The sequence below is a fragment of the Mesorhizobium sp. M7A.F.Ca.CA.002.04.1.1 genome, assembly GCF_004022805.1.
GTDB lineage: Bacteria > Pseudomonadota > Alphaproteobacteria > Rhizobiales > Rhizobiaceae > Mesorhizobium > Mesorhizobium ciceri.
In genome coordinates this window covers 1-1,339 of the sequence record NZ_RZPL01001049.1, presented here as the reverse complement: position 1 = coordinate 1,339, position 1,339 = coordinate 1, and the positions used below count along the sequence as shown (strand labels likewise).

The 1,339-nt window shown below is 62.7% G+C and carries 3 protein-coding genes and 1 pseudogene; 2 read left to right on the top strand and 2 right to left on the bottom strand.

Translation table 11 applies throughout. The features are described 5' to 3' along the window. Window positions 1–224, bottom strand: a pseudogene (locus ENZ75_RS31980) (3-dehydroquinate synthase); the annotation flags it as partial. Then, window positions 221–832 (bottom strand): shikimate kinase, encoded by a 612-nt coding sequence (locus ENZ75_RS31975; protein WP_024503735.1) that lies wholly within the window; start codon window positions 830–832, stop codon window positions 221–223. The gene ENZ75_RS31975 and the pseudogene ENZ75_RS31980, both read right to left, overlap by 4 nt. A 210-nt stretch (window positions 833–1,042) precedes the next feature. Here ENZ75_RS31975 and ENZ75_RS31970 point away from each other — a divergent pair, with 210 nt between their 5' ends. Continuing rightward, window positions 1,043–1,195 (top strand): hypothetical protein, encoded by a 153-nt coding sequence (locus ENZ75_RS31970; protein ID WP_013529356.1) that lies wholly within the window; start codon window positions 1,043–1,045, stop codon window positions 1,193–1,195. 17 nt (window positions 1,196–1,212) lie between these two features. After that, a partial coding sequence (locus ENZ75_RS31965) for a site-specific integrase (protein ID WP_164888182.1) occupies window positions 1,213–1,339 on the top strand: 127 nt, incomplete at its 3' end.

The window sequence follows — 1,339 nt, the reverse complement described above, 5'->3', positions numbered from 1 at the left end:
AGTGTGATGATGGCGGTCTGGATGCCACCCGTTTCGAGGCCTGCCTTCAGCGCACCGAGATGCGCTGCCGCGACATTGGCGTCGGTGACGACCGCGGCGCGTGTGCCCGGCAGCCGGCGCGCAATCTCGGCACCCGCGCGGGCCAACAACCCCGAGCCGATCAGAATGTCGTAGGTCCGGTCGCCAAGGCCGACTTCGACGACAACGGGTGCCTCGATGCTCACTGTTCCACCTCGCCCGTCGCAGCCGCCTGATCAATGCCGAAATGCCGGCACAGCGCGTCCACCACCTCGGTCGCGATGACTTCCTTGCGGTCGTCGCGGGTCGGCACTGTGACGTCCGATGTCGCGTAGACCGGATAGCGCTCGCCCATCAGCCGCTCCAGCACGGCGCGCGGGTCGGCGCTTTTCAGGAGCGGCCGGTTCTGTTTCTTGGCGACGCGATCCATCAGAAGGTCGAGTTCGGCCTTCAGCCACACCGAGACGCCCTGCGCTGCAATCGCCTCGCGCGTCTGCGCATTCATGAAGGCGCCGCCGCCGGTCGACAGCACCTGCGGCCCGTTTTCCAGTACGCGCAGGATGACGCGCTGCTCCAGCGCCCTGAATTCGGTCTCGCCGTAGCGCTCGAACAGTTCCGGAACGGTCATGCGCGAGACGCTTTCGATCTCCTGGTCGCTGTCTATGAAGGGCAGCGCCAGCATCGTCGCCACCTTGCGGCCGATCGCCGTCTTGCCGGCGCCCATCAGTCCGACGAAGACGACGGAACGGCTGCCCAGCCTGCCGAGCAACGCGGCGTGGTTCTCGTCTGGAGGATTTGCTGGCAGCGCGTTCATCGGATGTTTCGAAGGCCCTCTTTGCCGGCGTATCGACATGAAAAGCCCGTTTGCGTCAAGCGTGGCAAGTGCCTTGAACCCGATATGGACTGGCAGGGTCTGCATCAGAAGTTGCTAACAGGCCCCAGCTTCTTCCTTGAATTGGCCGGATTGGCGTCCCATAAGGGGACAGGGTTTGGAAACGCAGAACAAGAAGACGGGCGAAAATTGATGCCGACACTGTTTCGCTTTGTCGTGGTAACGGCGATTCTGGCTGGCATTGCCTATGGTACGATGTTCGCACTGGTGATGTTCGTCGAGCCAAAGAAGGGGGAAATGAGCGTGCGCATCCCTCCGGAAAAGCTCAATCCCAAGAAAAGCTGAATGACAAGACAGGCTGAATGAACAGCGCCGCCCGCATCGAAGCCTTTCTGGAAATGATGAGCGCCGAGCGGGGCGCGGCAGAAAACACGCTTTCCTCCTACCGCCGCGACCTCGAGGACGCTTCCGGCGCGATCGATGGCGGGC

Bases quoted from the DNA above. Each gene is read 5' to 3' on its own strand.
- ENZ75_RS31975 (WP_024503735.1), bottom strand. From the start codon at position 832: ATGAACGCGCTGCCAGCAAATCCTCCAGACGAGAACCACGCCGCGTTG.
- ENZ75_RS31970 (WP_013529356.1), top strand. From the start codon at position 1,043: ATGCCGACACTGTTTCGCTTTGTCGTGGTAACGGCGATTCTGGCTGGC.